This is a genomic window from Stutzerimonas stutzeri, assembly GCF_002890915.1.
In the GTDB taxonomy this organism is placed as follows: domain Bacteria; phylum Pseudomonadota; class Gammaproteobacteria; order Pseudomonadales; family Pseudomonadaceae; genus Stutzerimonas; species Stutzerimonas stutzeri_AF.
The window spans coordinates 45,668-69,398 of sequence record NZ_POUT01000009.1; the positions used below are offsets into that span (position 1 = coordinate 45,668).

A 23,731-nucleotide genomic window follows, 5' to 3' on the forward strand; every position below is an offset into this window, starting at 1 on the left:
TGTCGCTCCCGTCAGGCCAGCGTGTCCAGCGCCAGGGGTTCGATGCCCCGCGCACGGTCGATCTTCTCGGCCACGCGGAAGGCGGCATCCAGCTCGCTGATGCCGTGCTGCTGCATCAACTGAAAGCGTTCGGCCTTCTCCTCGGGCTCGGTCATCGCCATCGCCAGGTAGAGGCTGGGCGGCACGGCGCGGAACAGCACTTCCATCGACTTGGACAGGATGACGCCCTCGCTGAACTTGCCGGCCTCCTTGCGTGCCGAGAGCATCAGCGCCTTCTGCGAAGCGTTGAGTTCGCGGAAGCGCGCGATCTTCTCGACTTCATCGGGCGGCATCGACAGGCAGATCCACCACTCGATCATGTTGAGCATGGGCTCGGCCGCCTTCGGCAGGTCATCCAGGTTCTGCGTGGCGAGCCAGAACCAGGCGCCGAGCTTGCGCCACATCTTGGTGATCTTGACCACGTAGGGCGCGAGCAGCGGGTTCTTGGTGATGATGTGGCCTTCGTCCGTCACGTTGATGATCGGTCGGCCCAGGAACTGGTCGCGCTCGGCGATATTGTTGACCGTGTTGATGAGCGAGATGTAGGCAATCGAGAGTTGGGCGTTGTAGCCCTCGCGCGCGAAGGTGGCGAGGTCCACGATGGTGATGTCCGCCTCGGGCCACGGCGTGCCGGACCGGTCGAACATCTCGCCGTCCACGCCTTGGCAGAACATGTCCATCGCGTCGGCCATCTCCAGCAGCCGTGCGCGCCGCATCTCCGGCAGCGTGGCGTCGCGGGCGCGCTCGCGCAGCGCGTCGCGCACATCGCGCGTGAGCACCGTGCGTCTGCCCGCCACGCAATGCTGGGCCGCATCGAGAATGCACTGGCGGATCAGGCTGCGGTCGGCGCGCGTCATGCGCGCTTCTTCCTTGTCCTCGCCGCCGGTGATCATCAGCCGTGCGGTGATCTCCAGCTCGCCGAGCACGTCGCGCTGCTCATCGCCTTCCACGGCCATGCCGGCATCGGTCTGGTCTTCGTCGAGCGCATCGGCGTCCAGCGTCTGTACCTGGCTCGGCGTATCGACCAGGCGCCAGGCGTCGGCGAACGGAGCCAGGCTGACGCCCGCGCCGGGCGCGAGCTTCACCCGATGCACGGTGAGGCCCAACCGTGTCGCGAAGTCGCCGAACAAGCCGAAGCTGTTGCCGGCCTCGACGATGAACAGGCGCGGCCGATAGATCGCCGTCACCTGGTTCAGGATGTTGTTGAGCGTCGCGCTCTTGCCCGAACCCGTCGGGCCGAACAGGAACAGATGCGCGTTCATCTGCCGGTCGAGGCGGTTCAACGGATCGAAGGTGATCGGGCCGCCGCCGCGGTTGAAGAACGTGATGCCCGGATGCCCCGTGCCCTGGCTGCGGCCCCAGATCGGCGCCAGGTTCGCCGCATGTTGCGCGAACATGAGTTGGGTGTACCACTGGCGCTTGTCGGCAGCCGGATCGAACACGCACGGCAGCCAGCGCAGATAGCTGTTCAGCGGCGCCACCTCGTCCTCTTCGCGTACCGGTTGCAGACCGGCATTGAGCATCACGTTGACGAGCTGCAGGCCGCGCGCATCGAGCTGGGCCAGGTCGCCGCCGCGCAGGTAGAACGCCAGCGCGCCGCGGTAGAGCTTGTGCGCGCTGCCGACCAGGCCGCGCGCCTGCTGCACGTCCTGCCGGGTCTGCTCCGAGGCCAGGGTCTCGCCGACGGCCTTCCTGGCGAGGTGGTTGAGGTGCGCCTCCAGCACGTCCTGGGGCGTGGCGACCAGCGTCAGGCACATCACCGTGTCCTCGGGCATCTGGTCGAACAGTGCGTTCATGGCATCGCCGCCTTTGCGCGTCTCGCCCGTCAGATGGCCCGTCACGGGTGGCGTGCGCAGGCGATCCATCACGATCACCCGATGCGGCATGCCGTCGAAGAACCACAGGCCGTTGGGCACGTCCGAACGGGGCTGGCCGAAGAACAGGCGCTGCGCGAAGTCGGTGCCGCTGGCGAGTTCGATCTCGCCCTCCTCCCGCTCTTCCGGGTAGCGGGTCAGCGCGTAGAAGCGTTCGCGGTCTTCGGCAGTGGCGCCGAGCACGGTCGGATTCGGGTTGAACCAGCGCAGCAGCCAGGCGTGAATGTCCGTCGCGCCGAGACGTCGAGCCTTCACGCCGGCATTGGCCAGCCCGCCGACGAGGCGGTCGCAGATCGTGGTCAGCGCCTGCTCGGGCGACTGGCCGCGCCGTGGGGTCGGGGCCGCGGACGTGCGGCGGTAGACCACCATGCGCACGCGTCGCACCTGGCCGCGCCACGGCAGGCGCGTCACCGTGGTGTCTTCGAACAGGCCCCCCGGTTTGGCGATGGCCCGCAGATGATGGGCGAAGAAGCGCAGGTAGAAGTCGCTGAACGCACTGCCCTGCGCACGCGGCTGCAGATAGTTCGCCAGGGAGCGCAGATAGTTGTCCCAGTCGGCCTCGTCCTGGGCGTAGAGCTGCACCACCCAGGGGTTGTCGTCCAACTCGTCGAAGGAGTCCTGCAGGGCGTTCTCCAGCGCATCGCGCGCCTGCCATAGCCAGGCCATCTCGCGGCCCTCGGTGCCGACCGGCGCCAGCTCGAAGAAGGCCGCCACCGACTGGCCATCTTCCAGCAACATGCACTTGCTGCCGGGCAGGTACTCGACCCAGGGCAGCAAGTCCGCGAACGACGGCGCGACGCCATAGAGCGCATCGTGGTCGGCCTGGGTGGCCGGCCTGCGCCGGCCCCGGCCGAGCGCGCTGCCCGGCTCGGCGACACCCTGTGCCGCCAAGGCCGCCACGTGCCGTGCCCAGGCATCATCGGTCGCATCCACGGCGTCAGCAGGCGATGCGTCGCCCTTGCGTGACCACGACAGCGCCCAGGCCATCAGTAGTCCTCCACGCGCTCGCCCGGCATCGCGTACTGCACGCGCTGGTAGAGCGGGAACACCGTGCTGTAGCCGGGCACCGGCACCGGGTCGGTGCCCGCCAGGTGCGGGAACACGTACATCACCAGGTCGGGGTTCGGCAGGCGGTGGAACTGGCGGTAGATCTCGTTCTGCGCGGTACGGGTGTAGCGCGCCTGCACGCCGGGCGCCGCCTGCACATCGGCCTCGACCAGCGGCCGGCGCAGGCCCTGGCGCGCATCGATCAGTTGCCGCGCGGCCTGGCCGCCGCCCGCGCTGCCGCCGGTCTCCCGATGCCAGATGTCGAGCATGGTGCTGTCGCCGTGCGGCAGCAGCTTCTCCTTGCTGGTGGCGCAGCCGCCGAGCAGGGTGGCCGCCAGCAGCACGGCGGCCGCGTCAATCCAGATCCGAGGCATGGGCTTCTCCGGTGCGGTGGTGGACCCGACGCCCCTTGGCGTCGTAGTCGATGTCGAGCGGTTGCTCCAGATGCACGGCCACCTTGGCGCCGGGCTGCACGTAGACCGCCGCGAAGGCCTGGCCGTAGAGCTTGTTGACCCAATCGGCCATGTCGCGCACGCCGCCCGCGAGGATGCGGCCCATCGCTTCGTTTCCGCTGATGCCGACGGTGCCCAGCGAACCGTTGCTGTTGGCGACCACGGCCACGCTGCCGTTGTCGGACTTGATGAGCGAGGCCGCGCCGGCGCCGGCTGCGGTGATGAGTGCCTGGCTGCCCAGGTACTGCTGGGCGTTACTGCGCCGCTCGCCGCTGACGCAGGGAATGCCGTAAGGGTCGCTGATCCAGCCCAGGCCGCCCTGGATGCTGGCGCCGTTGTGCCCCGAGTTGCCGCCGCTGCTGCCACCCTTGCTACTGTCCTCAGGCACCGTGCGGATGGTGCCGTCATGGAACACGAACGTGACCGAGCGGATTTGCCCGCGCACGCACGAGAGCGTCCAGTCGCCCGAGGCCGTGCCGCTGACCACGGCACCGGCCACGTCAGGAATGTCGATGCCGTTGGCCGTGAGGTTGTCCGGGCCGATCAGCACCTTGAACGGGTACGGGTCGTTGACGGTTCCATCGATCGGCACGCGCCCGATCAGCGCCGTCATGGCAATCGACCCCATGAGCGTCGAGTTCGACGGCACGGTGTAGACCGCCTTCGTGGATGCGCCCACCGCGCGGCTGCCGACGTCGGCGACGGATTCCACTGCGGCCGACAGGCTTTTCTGGGCCGGCCCGAAGCTCAGAGGAAAGCTCGGCGCCTTGCTGCCGCTCTTGGCGTCGACCTTGGCGTCGTCGGGCTCGACCCACTGCGTGCCACCGGCGCCGCGGTTGAAGCGCTGGCCGTCACCCTCTTCGAGCCCCAGTCCGACGGGCAGGTCGGACGGGCCACCCTTGCCGGAAAGGCCGTCCAGTTGCCGCTGCAGATCCTGCAGCAGCCCCTGGGTCTGCTGCCTGTCGCTGGCCACCTGGGTGCGCTCCTGCTCCAGGCGGTTGCGCTCGCCTTCCAGCGCGCTCTGGATGCGCTGGTCGATCGCGCTTTCCCGGGCACGCAGGCGCTCGTTCTCGGCCTTGTGCTGCTTGTTGTCGCCGAGCGCGCTCTGCAGCTCGGTGCGCAACTGCTTCACCTGGGCCACCAGCGTGGCGACGGTATCGCGCGGCGTGTCGCCAGCGATGCCCAGGGCTTTCATCTCCTCGGGCGTGAGCGTACTGGCCGCGCCCTTGGGAGCGGGCTGGCCGCCGGGCGCGCCGGAGAACAGCTTGATGCCGACGAACACCAGCAGCAGCGCCATCGGGATCAGCAGCCACTTGAGCAGCGGATTACTCTTCATCGCGCGCTCCTCCGGTCGAGCCGGCCGCGGCGGCCGGCGGCAGGTTCACGCTGGCGTCGATCGGGCTCAGCGCCGGCAGCAGCGACTCGGCCAGGCCGTGGCCGCGCGTGACCAGGTAGAGCACCGTGGTGTCGGACGCGGTGCCGGCCGGCCCCAGGTTCGGATGCTGGAAGGTCGCCGCCACGAAGTTCCCCTGCAGGGCGCGCGGGTCGAGGTCGAGCCAGCGCGCCGAGGTATTGGTGAGTCGCACGGCCGTCACCCACTGGTCTTCCAGGCGCCACGCGGCCAGTGCCCGCGCGTGCACCGGCAGCGTCGGCAGCAAGGTGCTCAGCGCGAGGCCGCGGCGCAGGTTCACGCGCCCGATGCCGGCGACCGGCTCGACGGTGCGCAGCGGCGCGTACAGGTTCTGTGCGGCATGGCGCGTCAGCACGACCGGTACCGGCGTTTCGCGCCGGGGAACGGGTTTGTCTGCGGGAGCATCGGCCCGCTCGTCCGCACCGCTTGCTGCACTACCGCCGTAGCGCTTCGCGGGGGCTTCCGCTTCCACGATGCGCACCGGCTCCAGCGGCGCCTGGCTGTCCTTCGCCGGCTCGGCGGCGATGTCGAGCAGGATCAGCGCGCCGGATTCCACGTCCTGCAGTTGCAGCCGCGTGGGCGGAATCGGGTCGCTCGCCCGCAGGTAGATCGCGCCGCCGGCACTCTGCACGCGCAGATGGTCGCCGACGCTGGCCGGTACGCCGACGCGCACATTGCGGTCGATGAAGACCACGCGCTCCTGGCCGACCACCAGCGGCACCGGCAGGGGCAGCCGCTCCCAGCGCAGGATTTCCACGGCCTGGCTGGCCGGCACGACACCGAGGATCAGCAGGACGCCGGCCAGGGCCGACAAGGCAACGGGCTTCATGGGGAGTCTCCCTGCAGGTGGCCGGGGGCGTTGGCGGGCACGCCGGCCTGGGTCGGCGTCGGCGGCGGTTCGATGCGCTGGGGTGCGCTGGCGTAGCAGTCCAGCGCCAGGCCGAAGGGGTTGCGCTCGGGGTCGATGTCCAGCCGGACGACCTTGATGGGGTAGCGCACCAGGGCGCGCTTGACCTGCTCGGAGCCGTAGTATTCGTCCGCGCTCACGTCGAGCGTGACGATCCAGTCGCGGTCGGAGACCACCTTGACGCGCGTGGCCGGATCATCGCCGTAGCCGCGGCCGGGAATCTCGTAGATGCCGCGCACGCGCTGACGCAGCTCGCCACTGGCGCGCCGGTACTCGTAGTCCTGCTGCAGGAAGGCCCGGCAGCTCGGCGTCAGGTAGGCCGACAGCGCGCGCAGGTTGCGCGGATAGTCTTCTTCGCCGTTCGTGGGCCAGCGCTGCACCTGCTGCCAGATGTAGAACGAGAAGGCATACACGCTCTCGGGCGGCACGTCCCACCACTTGCGCGTGCTGCCCGAGCGCAGGTCCGGCGGCACATGGATGGTCAGACTCTTCGGCGCACTCCACCAACCGAAGCCGAGCAGCAGCGCCACCACGAACAACGCGCCGGCCCCCAGACGCAACGTCATCACGTGCGCCTGCAGGTGCGCAACCTCGTTCTTGAAACGGCTCATGGCGCACCTCGATCGGCGTTGCGCCGGGTCGTCCAGTAGCCCGAGCGGGTGATGAGGCGCTGCCCGCCCAGGAGCGCTGCCAGCGCCGGGTGCCGCAGGGCCAGCCGCCACTGGAGCTGTCGGTAGAGCCAGGTGTCGGGCCGGCCGCGCTTCTGTGCGCGCAGAAAACCACCGCCGACGAAGACGCCCAGCGCGATGCCGGCGACGATCAGCGTCGGCACCATGGCGATGCTGTGCGTGAGCCAGGCCAGCGGCAGGCCGAGTGCGAATCCGGCTGCGGCCGACAGGCCGGCGCAGATCCACAACTCGTCGGCGGTCAGCCCGCGCACGACCACCGGCTGGCGATTCAGCCGGTGCGGCAGGAAGCTCACCAGCGTGTCTTGCGGGGTCTCCGAGGGGACGGCCATCGCTTGCCGCCCTCACAGCACGCCGGTGGCCTTGGTGAGCAGCCAGATGCCGACCACCAGCAGGATCGCGCCCACGGCGACCGTCAGGCCGAACTGGCCCCAGGTGGCGCGGCCGGTGTGGATCTCCGAGTAGCGTGTGTAGGCGTGATAGCAGACACCGACGAACATCGAGGCGACCACGAGCAGCGCGATCAGCAGCACGATGTCGTAGCCGTAGTTCTGCAAGGTCTGCAGGATGCCGCTGCCCTGGCCGCGCGATGGGTCTTCCATGGTCGGCAGGCCCTGCGCGAAGGCCGACAGCGGCAGACCCGCGAGCGCCAGCGGCAGCAGCGGAGCGGCGATGCGGGACGGAATGCGATGGGATGTCGGGGGCGTGTTCATGGTGTATGGCCTTTCGTGACGGTCAGGAGAGGAGGAAGAAGGTCAGCACCAGGTACATCGCCACGAAGCGCACGACGACGGCGAGGAACTGACGTTCAGTGATGCGGTGCTCGGCCCAGCCGACGTAGGCGGTGCGCATGGCCCACACGCCCCACAGCAGCAACACGGCGAACACGAAGCCCAGCACCACGGCAGAGACGGCCGAAGGCGCAAAGCCGCCGTTGGCCTGGAAGGCGGCGACCTGATCGGCAGAGGGCGTCATGGCGACGGCTCCTCGTCGTCGGTGCGGTCGCGGCGGACGTAGTCGCCGGCCAGCGGGACGGGATCGCGCGGCTGGGCGCGCTGGGGCACGAGGTAGTCCTGCAGGCCGGCGCGAACGCGCTTCAGGTCCGCGCGCAGTCGGGCGTGGTCGAAGTGGTAGCGGGCGCGTTCCTGCGGAGCGGTACTGGCGGCGTGCTCGGCGAGGCGGTCGATCAGGTCGAGTTGGCGGGCGAGCGCGGCGAGCTGCTCACGCTCCGAGGCGAGGCTGTCGGCAGCGGCGGCAGGCTGCAGCGCCGAGAACGACACGGCCAACACCACGGCAAGCGCAGGCCATGCGGATGTGCGGCGGTTGGTCTGTCCCATCGTGCCATTCCCCGTTGAAGCGGATGGCCAGATGCTGTGGCGCGCGCTCGCTTTGCGCCGCAGGGAATGGGAACTACGGCATGACCGGATTCCCGGGGCGAGCTGGCGATCAACCGTGCAATGCTCCCGGGATTGCGGAGTTGGCCAGCGCCTACCGCAGCTTGGTAGAATTGGCTAAACTTGGCAACCGAAATCTACGAAAGGCCAGATCGGATGGTTTCCGGATGACTGAAGTCGAGAGCGAGATCCTCACACTTGAGGAGGTCGCGGCCTACCTCAAAGCCGGAAAACGGACGGTTTATCGCCTTGCCCAGAAAGGAGAGATTCCGGCGTTCAAGCTTGGGGGAACCTGGCGCTTTCGCCGCTCGGAGCTGGATCGGTGGATCGCCGAAAGCATCAGCAAGAAGAAGCCGGAGGCAGAGTGAGCGTGCACCAAATCGGCAACCGAATCACATTCGGGAAGGAACCAAGGGGAGGATTGCTGGCGTGCCAGTTCCCATAATTGATCTTTTTGCTGGCCCAGGAGGGCTCGGGGAAGGATTTGCTTCCCTGCAGGGCCACAAGCGGCAGCCATTCTTCGAGATTGCCCTTTCCATTGAAAAGGATGCTGTCGCACATCGCACGCTGACGCTCAGGGCAGTGTTCAGGCGTTTGCGTGGCACCAAGGACGTCAAGCACTACTACAGCTACATACGGGGCGAGATCGATGAGGCCGCATTCCGCAGGATCCCTGCCGTGGCCAGCGCCTTCGAGCATGCTGCCACCGAGGCGAGGTGCCTGGAGCTTGGCAAGTCCGACGAAGCCAGTATCGACAGGGAAATTCGTGCTGCACTGAAGGGGCAGGAAACCTGGGTGCTGATCGGCGGCCCGCCCTGCCAGGCGTATTCGCTGGCGGGGCGCTCCAGACGCGCCAACGACAAGGACTTTCACAAGGATGAAAAACACTTCCTCTACAGGGAGTACCTGAGAATCATCCAGGTGCACACGCCCACCATCTTCGTGATGGAGAATGTCAAGGGTCTGCTTTCCTCGAAGCACTCCGGCGACCCGATGTTCGAGAAGATCATTGCGGATCTTTCGATGCCGACCGATGGGCTCGAATATGAGATCCGATCCTTTACCAAGAAGGGCGACGGCAGTTCGCTGGAACCCACCGACTACCTTATCCATTCTGAGCGCCATGGGATCCCGCAAAGCAGGCATCGCGTGATTCTGCTCGGAGTGAGGAAGGGGCTGGACATGCCTCAACACCAGTTGCTGGCACCAGTAGCAAGGCCTGTCACGGTCAAACAGGCCATTGACGATCTTCCCCGAATCCGCAGCAAGCTGTCGCGTGGCGATTCAGTGGAGGCATGGCGCAAGGCTGTTCAGGCTGCCCCCTCTTACGTCAAGGGATGGAGAACAGAAAACGAGTCCGTCATGATCGGGACAATGCGTGCCTTTGCCGCTGCGGCAACCAGCACCACGACCGGTGGCGCCTTCATTTCACGAGGCTACAGAAGGCCGAAGAAGCCGACCGAGCTTCAGCAATGGCTTCACGACCGAAGCCTGGGTGGTGTCTGTCAGCATGAAGCGCGCGCGCACATGGCATCCGATCTTGCTCGCTATCTTTTCTCAGCCAGCTTCGCTCATTTATGGGGATATTGCCCACGGCTGGATGTGTTTCCTCCCAAGCTGCTTCCCGATCACATCAATGTGCATGTCGATCGGGAATCCGAAGCGATCCCGTTCAAGGATCGGTTCCGCGTGCAGTGCAGGAACGAACCGTCCACCACGGTGGTGGCTCACATTGCCAAGGACGGGCACTACTACATCCACTACGACCCCTCCCAATGCAGAAGTCTCACGGTCAGGGAAGCGGCGCGGCTCCAGACGTTTCCCGACAACTACGTCTTCGCTGGCAACCGAACGGAGCAGTACACCCAGGTCGGCAATGCGGTGCCTCCGTTGCTTGCCTACAAACTGGCCAAGATCGTTCGTAGCCTTCTGAACGAGATGAGCAGGAGGAGGCGGAGGCAGGCTGGTGATGCCGTACAGAAGAGGCCGGCGGGAAGCGTGCCGCGAAACCTGCCAGAACAGCTTCCTGTGCTTGCCGAAGCGGGCTAGTCAATGCTCTGACCAATCACCAGGACATCCTCATCGCCATGCAGCCACTCCTCAACCGCTTGCGCAGTCTTCTCGACCGAGTGCTTCAAGGCGCACTCCCAGACGACCGCCACGCGCCAGCCGAGGGCATGGAGCATCTCCGCATGGCGCCTGTCGCGAGCGACATTTCCCTGGAATTTCTGCCGCCAGAAATCTTCATTGGTCCTGGGAGTGGTTGTGTAGCGGCAGCCTTCATGTCGGTGCCAGAAGCAGCCATGGACGAACACCACTGCTCTGCGCTTCGGGAACACAAGGTCGGGGGAGCCGGGCAGCCCCCGCACATGAAGTCGATATCGAAAACCCCTGGCGAAAAGAAGGGAGCGAAGTATCCGTTCCGGCCGGGTGTTCTTTCCGCGAATACTCGACATCATGCGGCTGCGCTGCGGAGTGGTCGGAACGCGCATGGTCGTGAATATCTTCCACCTGAATGTCTGCAGAAATGGCAGCTCCGCGCGTCTGTCTGGCAATGCGAACGGATGAAGGCGACGATCGAAGCAGAAATCTGGAGCCTACCATGCGCTTGACTCACAGGAAGACGCAAGGGGAAGCCGATGGCTCGTGATCGCAGCCATCCGCCGAGCGCGGCCTGCCTTTCCGAATCGATGCGGGACCTTGGGTACTCGCTCGAAACTGCGATTGCCGATCTGATCGACAACAGCATTTCCGCTGGCGCGGACACCATCGACATCATCTGCGATGTGTCCGGTGAGCCTCCTGTGATGGTCATCCTCGACAACGGCAGGGGGATGACGGAAGACGAGCTGCTCGATGCGATGCGTCATGGGACCGGCAACCCCAGGCAGCATCGGTCGCCGAAGGATCTTGGGCGCTTCGGCCTTGGCTTGAAGACAGCCTCGTTTTCCCAATGTCGCTCGCTGACCGTTGTGAGCACACGCGATGGAACTGTCTGCGGAGCCGAATGGAATCTGGATCGCATCGATGCTGCCGACGACTGGATTCTTTCCATCCTGGACGATGCGGACATCCATGGGTTGCCTTATGTCGAACGGCTCGGCGCCCGGGGCACGGCCGTTATCTGGCGAGAGCTCGACCGATTGATGGAGGACGAGGCCGGGGATCGTCGAGACGAGATCGTCAATGAGAAGCTTGAGGCAGTAGGCAGACATCTGTCACTTGTCTTCCACCGGTTTCTCTCGGGTGAGATCAAGGGACATGCCAGGATTTCTCTCACCGTCAATGGTCGTCCGATTACGGCATTCGATCCCTTCTGCAGGAAGAATCCTGCCACCCAGGTGCTTCCGGAGGAGATCGTCCGCATCGGCGAGGCCGAGGTGCGCCTGCAGCCTTACGTGCTTCCACACCACAGTCGTCTGTCCGCGTCCGAGTACGACTACTACCAGGATCGCAGTGACTTCATCTCCAATCAGGGGGGCTACGTCTATCGAAATGGCCGCCTGATGGCCTGGGGCGACTGGTTCAGACTCGTGCCGAAGGGTGAGGCCACCAAGTTGGCGCGGGTACAGATCGACTTTCCCAACAGTCTGGACGAAGCCTGGACCATCGACATCAAGAAATCGCGTGCCCGCCCGCCGCATGGGGTGCGGGAGCGGCTGCGTCAGATCCTCAACAGGATCACTGCCCGCAGCGTGACGGTGCATAGGGGGCGCGGGCAGAAGCTCTTTCAGGAGAGCCAAGCCCCGTTCTGGGAGCGCTACGCCGATCACGGCGGCATCCGTTTCGCAATCAACGAGCAGCACCCGCTCATCGCATCCCTGGGCACAAGACTTTCGTCCGAGGATGTGGATCTGCTTCGTGTCCTGCTGGATTCGATTGCCGCCTCCCTACCGGTGGAGATGATCTATTCGGATTACTCGACCCATCCACGCGAGATCAACCAGAGGGCGGTGGATGAAAGCCAGACTCTGGAGCGCCTGAAGAGTCTCAGGAAGTTGCTCTACGGCGACGGGCCGGGCGATCCGAATGCCTTTCTCCAGATCGTGCGCTCGACGCACCTTTTCGATGGCCAGATCGAACTGGCCGAAAAATTCATCAGCGAGACCTTTGCATGAGCCTCACAGTCATCACGGAAGAACGAAACATTGCCAACGCGCTCATCTCAGGCCTTGCCAACATGGCCGAGACGCCGACGCGCGAGCAGGTGGAGGAGAAGGCGAGACAGATCGCCGCGATCTTCGGCTATACGGGTGATCTCCGCAATATCGTCACCGAGGCGATGATCTCGGTCGACACGCGCATGGGGGCCGGTGTTTCGCTGGTGGATGTCACTGCGAAGCATGACGATCAGTGGGTCCACAAGCGTGAGGACGTCGCCTGGACGTATGCGGAATCCTATGGAAACTTTCTTCTCAAAGAAGGTTGGCCACCGCAGATGGTCCAGTCGCTGAGCGATGTGACGACCCGCATTCTCGGCCACCTGCAGGATCCGTTGAGCGAGGGCACAACCTGGAACCGTCGCGGCCTTGTCATCGGTCATGTGCAGTCGGGCAAGACGGCCAACTACACCGGCCTGATAGCACGCGCCGCCGACGCCGGCTACAAGTTCATCATCGTCGTCGCCGGCATTCACAACAATCTGCGCAAGCAGACGCAGCAGCGCATCGATGAGGCCTTCATCGGCCGGTCCAGCGATCCCGAGGATCGTCGCAACATCGGTGTCGGCCTCGCGCCGGGCTATCCGCATCCGGCCACCCTCACCAACATCAACGAGGACTTCAACAAGAACACGGCGGAAAAGAGCGGCTGGAAGATCAACGACTTCAGCAAGCCGATCATTCTGGTCATCAAGAAGAACGTCACGACGCTCACGGCTCTTCACAAGTGGCTGAAGGAGCTGAACGCCGAGGGCGATGGCCGGATTTCCGACGTGCCGATGCTGCTGATTGACGACGAGGCCGACAACGCGTCGATCAACACGAACAAGGAGGATCTGGATCCCACCCGAACGAATGCGATGATCCGGCGCATCCTCGGGCTGTTCGCGAAATCGTGCTATGTCGGCTATACGGCGACACCGTTCGCCAACATCTTCATCAACCCCGACGCCTATGGCGATGATGTGCGTGAGGAGCTGTTCCCGCGCGACTTCATCTATTGCCTGGACGCGCCAACGACGTACTTCGGTGCCGAGAAAGTGTTCCTCGACGAGGCGACCAGTCAATCGATCGTGAGGTCGATCGACGATTGCGAGAATCTCATCCCGTACGCCCACAAGCGTGACGATCCTGTCCCCGAGTTGCCCCCCAGCCTCTATCGCGCACTCGACGAATTCATCGTCGCCCGCGCCATCCGGAACCTGCGTGGGCAGACCGGCAAGCATTGCTCCATGATGGTCAATGTGTCGCGCTTCGTGCCCGTTCAGAAGGCCGTGCGTGACTTCCTGAGTCTCAGGGAGAAGAAGATCAGGGAAGCGGTTCTCGCCAACTACGCGATGCCGGAAGAGGTTTCCGCAAGAAACGCGTACATGCAGGGCCTGAAGCACGCCTTCGATGCTGAGTACGCCGATGCTGGGTTTACCTGGGCGGAGGTGAAGGCTGCCCTCAGCGGCGTCTTCGAGCACCTCCACCTCTATGTCATCAACAGCAAGAGTGACGAGGTGCTCGACTACGCCCGCTATGCGAAGGAAGGAGTCGGGTTGACCGCGGTCGCGGTCGGTGGTCTGAGCCTCTCCCGAGGCCTGACCATCGAGGGGTTGACCGTCAGCTACATGTACCGCAACACGAAGATGTACGACACCCTCATGCAGATGGGCCGCTGGTTCGGTTACCGGCCGGGCTTCGAGGACCTCTGCCGCGTCCATCTCTCGCGCGATTCGATCAACTGGTACTCCCACATCGCCGATGCCGCCGAAGAGCTTGTACAGCAGGTCAAGCGCATGCGGCGCGATCGCCTTAGCCCGAAGGATTTTGGCCTGTACGTCCGCTCGCATCCGGACAGCCTGCTGATCACGGCGGCGAACAAGATGCGATCCGGCCAGGAGGTCACGGTCGAGCAGAGTTTCAGTGGGCGATTGCGGGAGAGCTACATTGTCTCCACCGACCCTGGCGTGAATGCCAGGAACCTTGTGCTGATCGCCGATCACTGGCGAAAAGGATTCGGCGGGCGACCGGAGGAGTCCACCGAAAAGGGCGTCATCTTCAGGGACGTGCCCGTCGAGGTGATCGACGACTTCCTCACCCGGTTCGAATGCCATTCGACCTTTGCCGGACAGAAGTCGGACGTGGTGAGCTATCTCGAACGGATTGCGACGAAGCGCCCGCTGGCCGATGTTCTGCTGATTTCCCCTTCGGGTGGCTCAGGCGGTGAAAACCCGTTCACCCTGAGGAATCAGGTGCGCGTCGTCGGGAAGGATCAGCCGAACGGCACTTCGTGGCGCCTGAACAAGGACAGGGTTGCCTCGCGTGGCGACGAGAAGCTCGGGCTCAGCGACGCACAACGCAATGAGGCCAGGACGCTGGCTGGCGGCGAAGATGGCTCAGGAGCGGTATCCGACACGCATTACCGTATGGTCCGGAACAAGCCGCTCCTCATGATTCACAGCCTGGAGCCCAAGGGCGAGGCCGTGACGGGACCGATCGCCGCCTTCGGCGTCAGTTTTCCCTACGGGGACTATTCGACGACCATCAATGTCGTCGTGAACAAGGTCTGGCTCCAGCAGATGCAGGGTTACGCCGACGATCCTGACGAGGAGGAGGACTACGATGCCTGAGTCCTCGCCGTGGGATGACATCGCCGTTCCGGGAGCGGACTTCAATGTCCGCCAGGTTGCGGTGGGAACGGCCGTGCCCTGTTTCTGGGGACGCGATGCCGGTGGCGCCTGCCTGTTCATCGTGGAGCTTCAGGGCGACCACGCAGCCCAGTACCGGAACAACGCGGTCACGGTGAACGGCATTGATGTCGATCTTCGTGCCGGAGATCAGGGGCAGCAACGCCTGATCCTCGCGCTTGAAAGGCAGGTCGACCGCGATCTTTTCGAAGGACTGTGCCGCACCCTTGCATCCTCGCTGGAGCACGCCACCGACTCGGCGAGTTCTCTTGCAGTCTCTTTGGCGCATATCCGCCGTTGGAAGACCTTCCTTTCAGGCCGAAGTCAACGTCTGTCCATCGAGGAAGTGCGCGGTCTCTTTGCCGAGATCGTCTTTCTGACGGAACTGATCGATCGGCAGATGTCGAGCAGTGACGCCGTCGAAGCCTGGCTCGGTCCGGAACGATCACATCAGGATTTCATCTTTGGCAACACAGCCGTCGAGGTCAAATCGCTCTCTGGCGCAGAGCGGAGCAGCGTCCGCATTTCATCGGAAGACCAGCTCGAATCCCTGAACGATGCGCTGTTCCTGCGCATGTACCGGCTGAGCAGTCTGGCCGACGCGGCAGGAGCTCGATCGCTCAACGAGATCGTCACTGCAGTCCAGGCACGGCTCGGCGAGGCGGACGCCGTCGAGGCCTTTGACCGGAAGCTGGTTGCGCACGGCTATGCGCCGCTCCCTGACTACGATGAGCCTCGCTTTGTCGTCAGCGACGTGCGCAGCTATCGTGTTGGTGACGGATTTCCGCGTCTGATGCGGTCGCAACTGCCGCCAGGGATTGCCAACGTGGCCTACGACATCAGGCTGGAAACGATTGCTCCCTACGAGTGTGACGAAGCAGCCATCTTCGGGGAGGATTGATGGAGCAGACCGACGAAGACTTCTTCCACGACTTCCGACAGGAACTGTTGGCGGGCGCCGAAGCCAATGGCAGCTTCCAGCTCTCCGAATTCATGGAGGCCATCGCGAACGACCTAGTCGAGACAGGCTTCACGGAAGGTTTCGAACTCTGCCATTTCCGGGCGCAGCGTGGTATGCGCGTGGACGGCTACTGGTTCAATGACGAAGGAGTTCTGGACCTCTTCATCGCGGACTTCGACTCCCGAAACGAGCTGGCATCGCTCACCAGAACGGAAGTGGCCGCGGCATTCAAGCGTGTTGCCAACTTCTTCGAGGCCAGTGCCAACAAGGGCCTGGCCGGCGAACTGGAGGTCACATCGCCGGAGTACGGCCTTGCCAGGCAGATTGCGGATCGCAAGGACGCCATTCGGCAGGTCAACCTGGTTCTCTTCTCCGAGCGCACGCTCAGCGAGAAGATTCAGGCCCTTCCCGATACGGAAGTGGCAGGTGTTCCGGCTGCTCACCACATCTGGGACATCTCACGACTTCATCGTCAGCGAAGCTCCCGCAGCCACAAGGAGCCACTCGACCTCGACTTCGAGCAGATGTTCGGCAAGGGTATCGCCTGCCTTCCTGCACACCTGGGGACCGATGCCTATCAATCCTATCTCATGGTCATGCCTGCCGACGTACTGGCGACCCTGTACGAGAGATTCGGAGCTCGTTTGCTTGAGCAGAACGTCCGAACATTCCTGCAGGCCCGCGGCAATGTGAACCAGGGAATAAGGGCAACGATCCTGAACGAGCCGGGAATGTTCTTTGCCTACAACAACGGGATCACGGCCACTGCGCAGAGTGTCGAGACCGCGACGACGGATTTCGGTCTGGCGATCACAAGGGTTGTCGACCTTCAGATCGTCAATGGGGGCCAGACCACAGCATCGCTGTTCCATACACGGAAGCGGGACAAGGCAGATCTTTCCCAGATATTCGTCCAGTTGAAGCTGTCCGTCATCGACAGCCAACAGAGCGAAACGGTCGTTCCAAGGATATCGGAGTACGCGAACACCCAGAATCGGGTGAATGCCGCCGACTTCTTCTCGAACCACCCGTTCCATGTGCGGATGGAAGGGTTTTCCCGGCGGATCTGGGCGCCGGCGCAGAAGGGCGCCCCGCGCGAGACGCGGTGGTTCTATGAGCGCGCACGCGGCCAGTATGCCGATGCACAGTCGAAGCTCACACCTGCGGAGCAGCGTCGCTTCAAGGCGGAGCATCCCAAGCCACAGATGTTCACGAAGACGGACCTTGCGAAGTTCGAGAATGTCTGGGATGACCACCCCAGGTGGGTGAATCTTGGCTCCCAGAAGAACTTTGCGCGCTACGCCGCCCGAATCGGCAGCGAGTGGGAGAAATCATCCGACGCGTTCAACGAGTTCTATTTCAAGAGGGCTGTCGCACGTGGTCTGATCTTCCGCGCCACGGAGCGCATCGTTTCTGCACAGCCTTGGTACAACGGCGGGTACCGAGCAAACATCGTGGCCTACACGCTGGCGGTACTCGGTGACATCACGAAACGCAGGAAGGAGAGCATCGACTTTCTGGGCATCTGGAACGCACAGATGGTCGACCCAGTGCTCGAAAGTGCCATCGCTGTCGTGTCGGGAGTCGTGAACGACGACATCATCAGACCGCCGCAAGGCATTTCCAACATTTCCGAGTGGTGCAAGAAGGAGGCGTGCTGGACGAGGATACAGGCTCGTGCCGACGCCATTGCAAATCTCCTCCCGTCCGAGTTCTACGATCGACTTGTTCCGCAGGATGATCAGGCAGCGATCGTGAAGACAGCGAAGCAGACGCAGAGGATCGACAACGGCATCGAGGCGCAGCGAAAAGTGTTGGCTGTTCCCGCTGCGGAATGGGCTCGCATCCATCAGTTGCTGCTTGAGAAGGATCTGCTCACGCCAAAGGAAGACGGCGTGCTCAGGGTTGCCATGCAAATTCCCTCCAAGCTCCCGACAGAAAAGCAGAGTGTGGTGTTGTTGGATATTCTCGACAAGGGGCGTCTCGAAGGCGTGGTTGTGAGCGAGTCCTGAGCGCCGAAGGTTGTCCCGGCGCGCTATTCCGTTCACCGGCCCGACGAAGGCGGCACACTGGGACGGCATTGGTTTGTTGTGCCACTATTCCACAGGGGAGAATATTGATCCTTGGCCTGAGCTTGGCACCAACTCAATATACAGGGCATTTCGGCCAACAATGACAGCGAGCGTTGGTCGCTTATCCCGACGCTTGGCCGACAGATGGTTCCATTCCGATCTATCGAGGCCAGACGGGTTGGGGTTGTCTTCCGGATGGGTGTGCCATTCGCCCAAATAGCGGATGGTTCCTTGGCTCGCCGTCCATCGAGCCAGTGCAATGGCTTCGTGGCCGAATGGCATTCTCTCGAACAGGTAGCGAAACCGTTTGTCCCATGCCGTAGGAACCGTTGCCTGCTCAATGAGCATGTGAGTTCCATGGACAGAACCGAGCAGCAGCCCGCCAGCTTCACAGTCAGAATCACTGGCCTGAACATGCTGGCGGAAGGTCTCCAGCGTGGACTTCGAGAAATGCAGCAGCGTTCTGTTGTCGTCGGACGCCCAAGAACTCATGAACTGCATAAGGGGCATTCCCGATCCCGCAGCGGATCGCAGTCGGGCGTAGCAAGCTGCTGGGCGCGGTCGATCAACCTGGTTCGTAACGCGGGGGTATAGACACCGTTGACCCAATCAAGGGTCATCTCAGCGCCCAGGCTGGCAGCGTGCACCGACACCGAAGCGGGGAATGGCACGTACAAGCCCTCGCATCCATGCCCCGCCAGAATGGCAGGAAGAGGATCAATGGTAGAACGGAGCTCGCCTCTCCTGTTGCTGTGCCAAAGACATCGATAGCACGCACCAGACGCGTTCGTCCTCAGAAGCGTGCGGACCGCCGTTCCCGGCCCCTCGATCCAGACCGAAAGCATGGGCGTCGGAGGCGGATAGTGGCCGCACAGCCAATGCCCGAGGGATTCTTCCCCGGTGGCATCTATGAGCAGGTCCAGCTCGCCCAGTTGGGCATGCCTGACATCCACGGGCAGCGCGCGAATCTCGGCGCCTGGCGCCAAGCGCTTGAGTTCCTTCGCCATAGCCTCGGCCTTGTTCGAGAGCAGGTCCGGGAACCCGAGGCGATGGCGCCCGATGTTCTGCGGGAGAAGGCAATCGAAATCCACCAACGTGAGTTTTCCGCCGCATGTCCCCGCCCCAGCCTTGACAAGCATGTCCGACAGATAGCCGCCAATCGTGCCGCATCCAACGACGGCGATGTTCTTCCCTGCAAGCGTCTTTGAGTTCGGCATGTTCCGCTGGGCAAGATACCGATCGTCGATTCTGACCACCGAAATGGGCATCACCTTCAACCCATAGCTCGAATCCCTGCGATCTGCGAGCTTGCTCTTTTGGACAGGACTTTGGCGGTCGTAGAGAACCGCAAAGCCATAGGTCATCAGCGGAGACTCGATGACGATCAGAACTCCGTTGGCCTTCTTCCTCTCCCCCTCCTTGATACGCTCGTGAATCTTGCGCCGGCACCGGGGATCAAGAGTGCTCTGCCACGCCAGGATATCCCCGACTGTTTCAGGAGGCCAATTGCTAGTCAGAGGGCGCGGTTGAGCACCGGTCTTTACCCGGTAAGTCAGCACCGTTCTATCGGTGACCTGGTAGCCGAGCGACTTCAGCTTCTCAGTTGTTCGATCTTCGTTGTCGGTGATGAACCACAAGGGGCACCCATTGGCATGCGCGACTATGCAGTTCTGTCGCCCTAGATCCTCGCCTTGCATGTCCACGAAACAATGCCAGCCGTGCCAATAGGCGAAGAACTCTTCCGCGAGGTCTTCGATCATCTCCCCCTGTATGATCTGCCCGAACACGACGGCCGCGCGTTGCAGGCACGCCAGCGACTGTCCGACAGGATCGTAGATGTCCAGAACGACGGTGCCCTTGGCGAGATAGCAAAGCCCGCCATCTGCGCCAAGATGAGGAACCGCTGCGGGCAGCTCAGGAGGGATTTCCAGCAGCCGGATGCGAGGCAAGTCGAAGAACGTGGGGTCGAGCTGGACTTCGCACGGACAACCCTTGTCCGCATGGGGCGGGGTCAACCGCCCGTGCAGCTTGAACCAGCCGTCATCCGTCTTGCCAACAAACGCGAAGCCTCGCTGCTTGAAGGCCTCGATCACGTCTGCGACCGCTGCGGCGCTGCTCATCCAGCTTTCGTTCGTCCGATGAGTTCGCTAGGACCAGCAGTAGCGGGAGTCGCGGCAATGGTGGCGGCAACGGACACCACCTTGACCCGATCCGGCTCGTTCGGAAAACGCGGGCCGAATTCGCCTCGCATCCAGATGCAGGCCTGTGAAGGACTGCCGGCGCCGGTTGCTCCGCGAAGCACCTTCTCAAACTCTTCGAATGCTTTGGCCGCATCTTCGACACCCGCTTGGCCAAGTCGCTCCGTGAGCGATTCGGACTCTTCCACGGGGTTGTTCACTCCCCCCCGCAACCGGGCTGGCAGTGCCGCGACGACATCCAGCAGAGCAAGGTCGTCGCGCCTATCGCGTTTCTCAAAGAGCGGGGCCGCGGCGGCCATCAACAGGATCGAGGCAGGTCCTCCGCTGGACCACTTCCAATCGCGGAACGCCTTCAAGTAACGAACCACGCGGCGGAACTGCTCCCCCTTGGCCTCCACTTCGCCCAGGAACCATTCCTTCACGGGCCTCGGGTCAGAGGACATCCAGTTGCATTCACGATGGGCCAGGAGAACCTTGTCAGCCGGCAGCGCGGTCCAGGCATCGCGCTCTGCCATGTTCACCGCTTCCGTCAGCGAGTCGTAGCCATATCGCTCCATCGAAGCCTTTGCGAGCGTGACAAATTCCTCGTCGGGAATGGCGTACAGAGGAATATCAATGTGGGCATACGCAGCAATGACGATGCGGATGCATGTCGGCTTGTCGGTGACAAGCTTCCACCGCCTTTCCTCGACCAGCGGCTTCAATGCTTCTTCCGCAGCGGCAAAGAACACCGTCGCCGCAGTGCTGGGACGCTTCGTCTGCGAGACGAAACTCATTGGCAGATAGCAGCCATCATCGACATCCGCCTGCTGAGGGTGTTGTGCCGGGGAGTTCAGCGTCTTGTATGCCCACGACCCTTGCGTGAAGAAGCGCGGCTGTGGCACGTCTTCCGTGTATCCGTTTGCCCTAAGCACGCGGGGGATGCCTGTGCGCAGGCAGTCCCTGACGTCAGTGCGTGCGCTGGCGATCCAGGCGCGCTGCCCAGGCGTCAGATCCAGCTCGTCGTGCATGCAGGATTCGTCATCAAGGGTGGTGAAGAAGAGTGGGCTCAAGTTCAGCATGCGGCCTCCGGAACATTCTTGTTGGGGCCGTGATAGAAGATGGGAGCGCCGGCCTGGTGCGCTCGAAATGGTTGGAAAAGAGGATCGCCGAGCGCACGCTGCGCCGCGTGGTTGCCGCGATCCTTGAGCGTATTCGTGGCGCCAATGGAAACCCGATCCAGCGCCTTCACGTCCTTGCTTTGATCCGGCGTCGCCTTGTCGTCGATCTGGAAGTAGTTGTTGCCCAACGCCTGCCGCAGCATGTAGTCCACCGACGACTCCTGGGCGGAGATCACGAGATCGAAGAGTCCTCCGCGCCACTTGCCGAATCCGCGGTCGAGGCTGGCGCCGCCGCGAACGGTCGCACCGATGGTCATCGTGCCGATGGCGAGGACCCGAACCAGCGCATCCTGTTTCGGTGCCAGGAACGTCTTGACTTCGTGCAACCCGAACAGGCCCGGGGCGTTTCCCACCAGCCCCCCATCCGCGAAGACACCGCGGTCGTTGCGCGCCAGAGGAAAGTAGACGGGCGCGGCGGCTGTCGCCAACGCCACATCAACGACCTTCATGCGGTGATCCAGCTCAAAGGACGGATGGTGCGGTGTCTTGAAGAACTGCCCGCGTCCCGTCGAGTAGTTGACTGCCGGCACAAGAACACGATGCTTCAGGTCACCTATCGTGGTCCCTTGGAAGCGCTCGGTCAGTACCTCTTTCAATCCCGCTGAGTCATGCTTTGCTGTCAGCCAGAATCCCAGAAGCCGCCGCGGCAGGCTGCGGCAGCCAAAGATGCGGCTGCCCTGTTCTTCAAACAGTGCCTTGAGTTCGTAGGCCGGAATTTCCGCAGCCAGCCCCAAAGCCAGCATCCCTCCTGCCGATGTGCCGCAAATCAGATCAAAGTGCGAAGCGATCGGACGGCCCAGCACGGTTTCGAGTTCGGCGAGAACCGTGGCGGTGTACAGGCCGCGATAACCGCCCCCTGACAGGGCGAGCACATGGTAGGTAGGGATGCCCGTCATGGCACTTCAGCCCTTCGGCGGGAAGGAGTCGTTGCCGTGGCTGTCCTTGTCACGGATACGGCCATCCGGACGATGGATGACGAGTTCGGATTGCTGGTTGCGTGCGATATCCCTCGCTGCGTCAATGGCCTGTTGCTGCGTGTCGTGCACGGAGGTCGCCCGCTGATTGCCGGCTCCCTTCACGGCCCAACCGTCCTGATGAGGAACAACATGCTGATTCTTGCCTGCCATGATGACTCTCCTACAGTGGAACTATCGAAGTCCCAGCCGCTCGGCTAGGTTGTCAACGGCCGCCCGCTGTAGCACAATTCGTTGCTCACGCAGACAACAGGAAGGCCGAGCCAATCCAACCTGGAGCAGGCGTAAAACCTACATCTGTTGTCTGGCTGGACAACAATGTATCAGAGCACGTGCGCCGGTGCAACTGGGCGTGCGGTGTACGCCTTTGAACATCAACCGGATGTGGAGGGGCAACAGAGGGCTTGGCCCTTATTCCCGCAACCGCAAGGATCAGAACTCATGCCGCAAACAGGCCTAGGCGTCGCCCTCAAGACGCTACGCGAACGCAGAACCCTTTCCCTGCGTGAGATCGGCCAGCTATCGTCAGTTGATCATGCTTATGTCCACCGTCTCGAAACAGGCGAGAAGACAAACCCATCCCAAGACTTGGTTGAGAAGCTGTTGAAGGTTCTCAAGCCGGGGGAAAGAGATGCCGCACTCGTGATGTGGCTGGTTGACCACGCAGATGCTGATCCAAGCCTTGTTGAATTCGTGCTACAAGATCCCTCGATCAGCATCGATGTTTTTTCGGCCGCGGCTGGAGTCAGGCATCGGGGAAATGCAAGGCCTGATCCCGCGACGCTCATCGCCCGAATCAAGAAGGCCTTCGACGACGACGACGAGGACGACTGAACATGGACGAGGCGGATGTCAGGCAGAGAGCGCGCGCGTTTGTCGCGAGAGTCGATGTTTCGAACATCCGAGAAGACCTGTCCCCGTATGTGACCGCGGCTAACGCCAAGGTCAAGAAGGATGAGCTTAGCGATGGGGAGTCCGGCTATACCGTTACCAAGCCGAACGGGAAGCACATCATCACGGTGAATTCGCTGGAAACCGAAGAGCGCCAGCGCTTCACTGTCTGCCACGAAATAGCTCATATCGTACTCGGCTTGGAATCAAGTCACGACGAGGTGCCGTCATGGTCCTATGCAAAGCGACATCCGAACGAGATCGCCTGCGACACGTTTGCCGCTGAACTGCTGATGCCCTATCAGCAATGGCTCTCCGCTGTTCCCAAGGAAGAGCCCTCCCTGGATCTCATCCAACACATGGCCGACTTGTTCGGCACATCATTCCCTGCAGCGGCGTCAAGGTTTGCCAGTCTTAGTGACATGCCGTGCGCATTCGTCACCATGGAGCGCGGTGCGGTGCGGTATGCCGCACGCTCAACGGCCTTGCGGCAAGCTGGGGCCTGGATACCTCCCAGGTCGGTCATTCCAGCAGGCTCCGTGGCTCACCGACTCCGCTCTTCAGGGAATAGCGCTACTGAGACGGGGGAAGTTTCACAGGACGTCTGGTTCGACAACTGGGAAAAGGGCCTTGACCTTTGGGAACTTTCAAGACATTACCAGCGCACCGATACCACCATCTCCTTGCTATGGTTCGACAGCGACGATTTGCCGGAGGTTGAGGTGAACCGCTTCGGCGCACGTGTCGAAGACGATGGAGGCTTGGCAGAATTGACGGGAGAACTGCCATGGCCGGGGCGAAGCCGGCGCCGCTGAAAAGCGATCAGGGCCACG

At 63.0% G+C, this 23,731-nt stretch carries 23 protein-coding genes; 8 read left to right on the plus strand and 15 right to left on the minus strand.

Annotation, left to right across the window (positions count from 1 at the left end; all coding sequences use genetic code 11):
- Positions 1-11 precede the first annotated feature (11 nt).
- Genes CXK94_RS15900 through CXK94_RS15940 form a run of 9 tightly spaced genes read right to left on the minus strand, consistent with a single transcriptional unit; the run spans position 12 to position 7,753 of the window.
- Positions 12-2,900 (minus strand): conjugative transfer ATPase, encoded by a 2,889-nt coding sequence (locus tag CXK94_RS15900; protein ID WP_102895076.1) that lies wholly within the window; start codon positions 2,898-2,900, stop codon positions 12-14.
- Positions 2,900-3,334, minus strand: coding sequence for a TIGR03751 family conjugal transfer lipoprotein (locus CXK94_RS15905; RefSeq protein ID WP_102895077.1), 435 nt, complete (start codon positions 3,332-3,334; stop codon positions 2,900-2,902). Before CXK94_RS15905 ends, CXK94_RS15900 begins: the two co-directional genes overlap by 1 nt.
- Positions 3,315-4,748, minus strand: coding sequence for a TIGR03752 family integrating conjugative element protein (locus tag CXK94_RS15910; protein ID WP_025513343.1), 1,434 nt, complete (start codon positions 4,746-4,748; stop codon positions 3,315-3,317). Before CXK94_RS15910 ends, CXK94_RS15905 begins: the two co-directional genes overlap by 20 nt.
- Positions 4,738-5,652, minus strand: a complete 915-nt coding sequence (locus tag CXK94_RS15915; RefSeq protein ID WP_102895078.1) for a TIGR03749 family integrating conjugative element protein — start codon at positions 5,650-5,652, stop codon at positions 4,738-4,740. The genes CXK94_RS15910 and CXK94_RS15915 overlap by 11 nt, the downstream gene beginning before the upstream one ends.
- Positions 5,649-6,341, minus strand: coding sequence for a PFL_4703 family integrating conjugative element protein (locus CXK94_RS15920; RefSeq protein ID WP_013721889.1), 693 nt, complete (start codon positions 6,339-6,341; stop codon positions 5,649-5,651). The genes CXK94_RS15915 and CXK94_RS15920 overlap by 4 nt, the downstream gene beginning before the upstream one ends.
- Positions 6,338-6,748: a TIGR03750 family conjugal transfer protein gene (locus CXK94_RS15925; protein ID WP_023109301.1), complete on the minus strand. Its 411-nt coding sequence runs from the start codon at positions 6,746-6,748 to the stop codon at positions 6,338-6,340. The genes CXK94_RS15920 and CXK94_RS15925 overlap by 4 nt, the downstream gene beginning before the upstream one ends.
- 12 nt (positions 6,749-6,760) lie before the next feature.
- The gene (locus CXK94_RS15930; RefSeq protein WP_031754986.1) at positions 6,761-7,129 is read right to left on the minus strand and encodes a TIGR03745 family integrating conjugative element membrane protein; all 369 of its coding nucleotides are present in this window, start codon (positions 7,127-7,129) and stop codon (positions 6,761-6,763) included.
- Between the two features lie 22 nt (positions 7,130-7,151).
- Positions 7,152-7,391 carry a TIGR03758 family integrating conjugative element protein gene (locus CXK94_RS15935; RefSeq protein ID WP_010792128.1) on the minus strand — a complete coding sequence of 80 codons (240 nt, stop codon included), beginning with the start codon at positions 7,389-7,391 and terminating at the stop codon, positions 7,152-7,154.
- Positions 7,388-7,753, minus strand: a complete 366-nt coding sequence (locus CXK94_RS15940; RefSeq protein ID WP_058198323.1) for an RAQPRD family integrative conjugative element protein — start codon at positions 7,751-7,753, stop codon at positions 7,388-7,390. The genes CXK94_RS15935 and CXK94_RS15940 overlap by 4 nt, the downstream gene beginning before the upstream one ends.
- 224 nt (positions 7,754-7,977) lie before the next feature.
- Here CXK94_RS15940 and mads1 point away from each other — a divergent pair, with 224 nt between their 5' ends.
- Entirely contained in the window at positions 7,978-8,178 is a 201-nt protein-coding gene (gene mads1, locus CXK94_RS15945) for a methylation-associated defense system helix-turn-helix domain-containing protein MAD1 (protein ID WP_009397209.1), read from the plus strand.
- Between the two features lie 61 nt (positions 8,179-8,239).
- Positions 8,240-9,859 carry a DNA cytosine methyltransferase gene (locus CXK94_RS15950; RefSeq protein ID WP_102895079.1) on the plus strand — a complete coding sequence of 540 codons (1,620 nt, stop codon included), beginning with the start codon at positions 8,240-8,242 and terminating at the stop codon, positions 9,857-9,859.
- On the opposite strand, the gene CXK94_RS15955 is transcribed toward CXK94_RS15950, so the two are convergent.
- Entirely contained in the window at positions 9,856-10,302 is a 447-nt protein-coding gene (locus CXK94_RS15955) for a very short patch repair endonuclease (RefSeq protein WP_256046054.1), read from the minus strand. The two genes, CXK94_RS15950 and CXK94_RS15955, sit on opposite strands and share 4 nt — an antisense overlap.
- 147 nt (positions 10,303-10,449) lie before the next feature.
- Between CXK94_RS15955 and CXK94_RS15960 the strand changes: the two genes are divergently transcribed.
- From CXK94_RS15960 to CXK94_RS15975, 4 genes are read left to right on the plus strand one after another with little or no spacing between them, the layout of a single operon-like run.
- Positions 10,450-11,928, plus strand: coding sequence for an ATP-binding protein (locus CXK94_RS15960; protein WP_102895080.1), 1,479 nt, complete (start codon positions 10,450-10,452; stop codon positions 11,926-11,928).
- Positions 11,925-14,585 (plus strand): Z1 domain-containing protein, encoded by a 2,661-nt coding sequence (locus CXK94_RS15965; protein ID WP_058176020.1) that lies wholly within the window; start codon positions 11,925-11,927, stop codon positions 14,583-14,585. Before CXK94_RS15960 ends, CXK94_RS15965 begins: the two co-directional genes overlap by 4 nt.
- Positions 14,578-15,543: a PD-(D/E)XK motif protein gene (locus CXK94_RS15970; RefSeq protein WP_102895081.1), complete on the plus strand. Its 966-nt coding sequence runs from the start codon at positions 14,578-14,580 to the stop codon at positions 15,541-15,543. The genes CXK94_RS15965 and CXK94_RS15970 overlap by 8 nt, the downstream gene beginning before the upstream one ends.
- Positions 15,543-17,615, plus strand: a complete 2,073-nt coding sequence (locus tag CXK94_RS15975) for an AIPR family protein (protein ID WP_034037677.1) — start codon at positions 15,543-15,545, stop codon at positions 17,613-17,615. Before CXK94_RS15970 ends, CXK94_RS15975 begins: the two co-directional genes overlap by 1 nt.
- A gap of 84 nt (positions 17,616-17,699) precedes the next feature.
- On the opposite strand, the gene CXK94_RS15980 is transcribed toward CXK94_RS15975, so the two are convergent.
- The 5 genes from CXK94_RS15980 to CXK94_RS16000 are packed head-to-tail and all read right to left on the minus strand — an operon-like array spanning position 17,700 to position 22,160.
- A complete protein-coding gene (locus tag CXK94_RS15980; RefSeq protein ID WP_071534641.1) occupies positions 17,700-18,176 on the minus strand; it encodes a Mov34/MPN/PAD-1 family protein in 477 nt (158 codons plus the stop codon).
- Positions 18,164-19,795 carry a ThiF family adenylyltransferase gene (locus CXK94_RS15985; RefSeq protein WP_058176022.1) on the minus strand — a complete coding sequence of 544 codons (1,632 nt, stop codon included), beginning with the start codon at positions 19,793-19,795 and terminating at the stop codon, positions 18,164-18,166. Before CXK94_RS15985 ends, CXK94_RS15980 begins: the two co-directional genes overlap by 13 nt.
- Positions 19,792-20,934, minus strand: coding sequence for a CBASS cGAMP synthase (locus tag CXK94_RS15990; RefSeq protein ID WP_023094209.1), 1,143 nt, complete (start codon positions 20,932-20,934; stop codon positions 19,792-19,794). The genes CXK94_RS15985 and CXK94_RS15990 overlap by 4 nt, the downstream gene beginning before the upstream one ends.
- Positions 20,928-21,929, minus strand: coding sequence for a CBASS cGAMP-activated phospholipase (locus CXK94_RS15995; protein WP_017462924.1), 1,002 nt, complete (start codon positions 21,927-21,929; stop codon positions 20,928-20,930). The genes CXK94_RS15990 and CXK94_RS15995 overlap by 7 nt, the downstream gene beginning before the upstream one ends.
- 6 nt (positions 21,930-21,935) lie before the next feature.
- Complete coding sequence (locus CXK94_RS16000) at positions 21,936-22,160, minus strand: DUF2188 domain-containing protein (protein WP_023093135.1); 225 nt, start codon at positions 22,158-22,160, stop codon at positions 21,936-21,938.
- A 288-nt stretch (positions 22,161-22,448) separates the two neighbouring features.
- Between CXK94_RS16000 and CXK94_RS16005 the strand changes: the two genes are divergently transcribed.
- Both CXK94_RS16005 and CXK94_RS16010 read left to right on the plus strand, forming a co-directional pair.
- Entirely contained in the window at positions 22,449-22,841 is a 393-nt protein-coding gene (locus tag CXK94_RS16005; protein ID WP_058176025.1) for a helix-turn-helix domain-containing protein, read from the plus strand.
- 2 nt (positions 22,842-22,843) lie between these two features.
- Positions 22,844-23,713, plus strand: coding sequence for an ImmA/IrrE family metallo-endopeptidase (locus CXK94_RS16010; RefSeq protein WP_058176026.1), 870 nt, complete (start codon positions 22,844-22,846; stop codon positions 23,711-23,713).
- Positions 23,714-23,731 lie beyond the last annotated feature (18 nt).

Coding starts and splice junctions, on each gene's coding strand:
- mads1 (WP_009397209.1), top strand. CDS start 7,978: ATGACTGAAGTCGAGAGCGAGATCCTCACACTTGAGGAGGTCGCGGCC.
- CXK94_RS16010 (WP_058176026.1), top strand. CDS start 22,844: ATGGACGAGGCGGATGTCAGGCAGAGAGCGCGCGCGTTTGTCGCGAGA.
- CXK94_RS15975 (WP_034037677.1), top strand. CDS start 15,543: ATGGAGCAGACCGACGAAGACTTCTTCCACGACTTCCGACAGGAACTG.
- CXK94_RS15940 (WP_058198323.1), bottom strand. CDS start 7,753: ATGGGACAGACCAACCGCCGCACATCCGCATGGCCTGCGCTTGCCGTG.
- CXK94_RS15965 (WP_058176020.1), top strand. CDS start 11,925: ATGAGCCTCACAGTCATCACGGAAGAACGAAACATTGCCAACGCGCTC.
- CXK94_RS15910 (WP_025513343.1), bottom strand. CDS start 4,748: ATGAAGAGTAATCCGCTGCTCAAGTGGCTGCTGATCCCGATGGCGCTG.
- CXK94_RS15935 (WP_010792128.1), bottom strand. CDS start 7,391: ATGACGCCCTCTGCCGATCAGGTCGCCGCCTTCCAGGCCAACGGCGGC.
- CXK94_RS15970 (WP_102895081.1), top strand. CDS start 14,578: ATGCCTGAGTCCTCGCCGTGGGATGACATCGCCGTTCCGGGAGCGGAC.
- CXK94_RS16005 (WP_058176025.1), top strand. CDS start 22,449: ATGCCGCAAACAGGCCTAGGCGTCGCCCTCAAGACGCTACGCGAACGC.
- CXK94_RS15960 (WP_102895080.1), top strand. CDS start 10,450: ATGGCTCGTGATCGCAGCCATCCGCCGAGCGCGGCCTGCCTTTCCGAA.
- CXK94_RS15915 (WP_102895078.1), bottom strand. CDS start 5,652: ATGAAGCCCGTTGCCTTGTCGGCCCTGGCCGGCGTCCTGCTGATCCTC.
- CXK94_RS15905 (WP_102895077.1), bottom strand. CDS start 3,334: ATGCCTCGGATCTGGATTGACGCGGCCGCCGTGCTGCTGGCGGCCACC.
- CXK94_RS15920 (WP_013721889.1), bottom strand. CDS start 6,341: ATGAGCCGTTTCAAGAACGAGGTTGCGCACCTGCAGGCGCACGTGATG.
- CXK94_RS15995 (WP_017462924.1), bottom strand. CDS start 21,929: ATGACGGGCATCCCTACCTACCATGTGCTCGCCCTGTCAGGGGGCGGT.
- CXK94_RS15900 (WP_102895076.1), bottom strand. CDS start 2,900: ATGGCCTGGGCGCTGTCGTGGTCACGCAAGGGCGACGCATCGCCTGCT.
- CXK94_RS15980 (WP_071534641.1), bottom strand. CDS start 18,176: ATGCAGTTCATGAGTTCTTGGGCGTCCGACGACAACAGAACGCTGCTG.
- CXK94_RS15985 (WP_058176022.1), bottom strand. CDS start 19,795: ATGAGCAGCGCCGCAGCGGTCGCAGACGTGATCGAGGCCTTCAAGCAG.
- CXK94_RS15955 (WP_256046054.1), bottom strand. CDS start 10,302: ATGCGCGTTCCGACCACTCCGCAGCGCAGCCGCATGATGTCGAGTATT.
- CXK94_RS16000 (WP_023093135.1), bottom strand. CDS start 22,160: ATGGCAGGCAAGAATCAGCATGTTGTTCCTCATCAGGACGGTTGGGCC.
- CXK94_RS15930 (WP_031754986.1), bottom strand. CDS start 7,129: ATGAACACGCCCCCGACATCCCATCGCATTCCGTCCCGCATCGCCGCT.
- CXK94_RS15990 (WP_023094209.1), bottom strand. CDS start 20,934: ATGCTGAACTTGAGCCCACTCTTCTTCACCACCCTTGATGACGAATCC.
- CXK94_RS15925 (WP_023109301.1), bottom strand. CDS start 6,748: ATGGCCGTCCCCTCGGAGACCCCGCAAGACACGCTGGTGAGCTTCCTG.